At 40.9% G+C, this 1,468-nt stretch carries 2 protein-coding genes; both read left to right on the forward strand.

Going from position 1 to position 1,468, the window contains the following annotated elements; genetic code table 11:
• Positions 1–315, forward strand: a 315-nt coding sequence (locus R8N46_RS24665; protein WP_318189706.1) for a GNAT family N-acetyltransferase, incomplete at its 5' end; no start/stop codon positions are given.
• An 83-nt stretch (positions 316–398) separates the two neighbouring features.
• Positions 399–1,298 (forward strand): extended-spectrum class A beta-lactamase VEB-18, encoded by a 900-nt coding sequence (locus tag R8N46_RS24670; protein WP_065825678.1) that lies wholly within the window; start codon positions 399–401, stop codon positions 1,296–1,298.
• Positions 1,299–1,468 lie beyond the last annotated feature (170 nt).

A 1,468-nucleotide genomic window follows, 5' to 3' on the forward strand; every position in this document is an offset into this window, starting at 1 on the left:
CTCGGAGGCGGCGGTGGCTGGCGGGAAGATGAAACCGACCCAGGAGCGCGAGGAATAGACCAGCCTCTGGCTGACCCGACACAGTTGAACAAAGGCCTAGGAACAAGGCTTGTCCGCGCTCTCGTTGAACTACTGTTCTCGGACCCCACCGTGACGAAGATTCAGACCGACCCGACTCCGAACAACCATCGAGCCATACGCTGCTATGAGAAGGCAGGATTCGTGCGGGAGAAGATCATCACCACGCCTGACGGGCCGGCGGTTTACATGGTTCAAACACGACAAGCCTTCGAGAGAAAGCGCGGTGTTGCCTAACAACTCATTCAAGCCGACGCCGCTTCGCGGCGCGGCTTAATTCAGGTGTTAGCGGTAATTTAACCAGATAGGAGTACAGACATATGAAAATCGTAAAAAGGATATTATTAGTATTGTTAAGTTTATTTTTTACAATTGCGTATTCAAATGCTCAAACTGACAACTTAACTTTGAAAATTGAGAATGTTTTAAAGGCAAAAAATGCCAGAATAGGAGTAGCAATATTCAACAGCAATGAGAAGGATACTTTGAAGATTAATAACGACTTCCATTTCCCGATGCAAAGCGTTATGAAATTTCCGATTGCTTTAGCCGTTTTGTCTGAGATAGATAAAGGGAATCTTTCTTTTGAACAAAAAATAGAGATTACCCCTCAAGACCTTTTGCCTAAAATGTGGAGTCCGATTAAAGAGGAATTCCCTAATGGAACAACTTTGACGATTGAACAAATACTAAATTATACAGTATCAGAGAGCGACAATATTGGTTGTGATATTTTGCTAAAATTAATCGGAGGAACTGATTCTGTTCAAAAATTCTTGAATGCTAATCATTTCACTGATATTTCAATCAAAGCAAACGAAGAACAAATGCACAAGGATTGGAATACCCAATATCAAAATTGGGCAACCCCAACAGCGATGAACAAACTGTTAATAGATACTTATAATAATAAGAACCAATTACTTTCTAAAAAAAGTTATGATTTTATTTGGAAAATTATGAGAGAAACAACAACAGGAAGTAACCGATTAAAAGGACAATTACCAAAGAATACAATTGTTGCTCATAAAACAGGGACTTCCGGAATAAATAATGGAATTGCAGCAGCCACTAATGATGTTGGGGTAATTACTTTACCGAATGGACAATTAATTTTTATAAGCGTATTTGTTGCAGAGTCCAAAGAAACTTCGGAAATTAATGAAAAGATTATTTCAGACATTGCAAAAATAACGTGGGATTACTATTTGAATAAATAAAAAACTACCGCTAACACTGGCTCATAGGCAATGGCGGGTTGAAGTGCAATTTGCAAAGTCGGTAGCCCGCCCGAGCGTTTTCTCGGTTTGACAGGAAAGGCTCACGCAAACCGCCACTGCCCATAGCCCAAACCGTTAGGCCGCATGGACACAACGCAGGTCACATTGAT

Source organism: Vibrio sp. 1874, assembly GCF_033344395.1.
In the GTDB taxonomy this organism is placed as follows: Bacteria; Pseudomonadota; Gammaproteobacteria; order Enterobacterales; family Vibrionaceae; genus Vibrio; species Vibrio alginolyticus.

Bases quoted from the DNA above. Each gene is read 5' to 3' on its own strand.
- R8N46_RS24670 (WP_065825678.1), top strand. From the start codon at position 399: ATGAAAATCGTAAAAAGGATATTATTAGTATTGTTAAGTTTATTTTTT.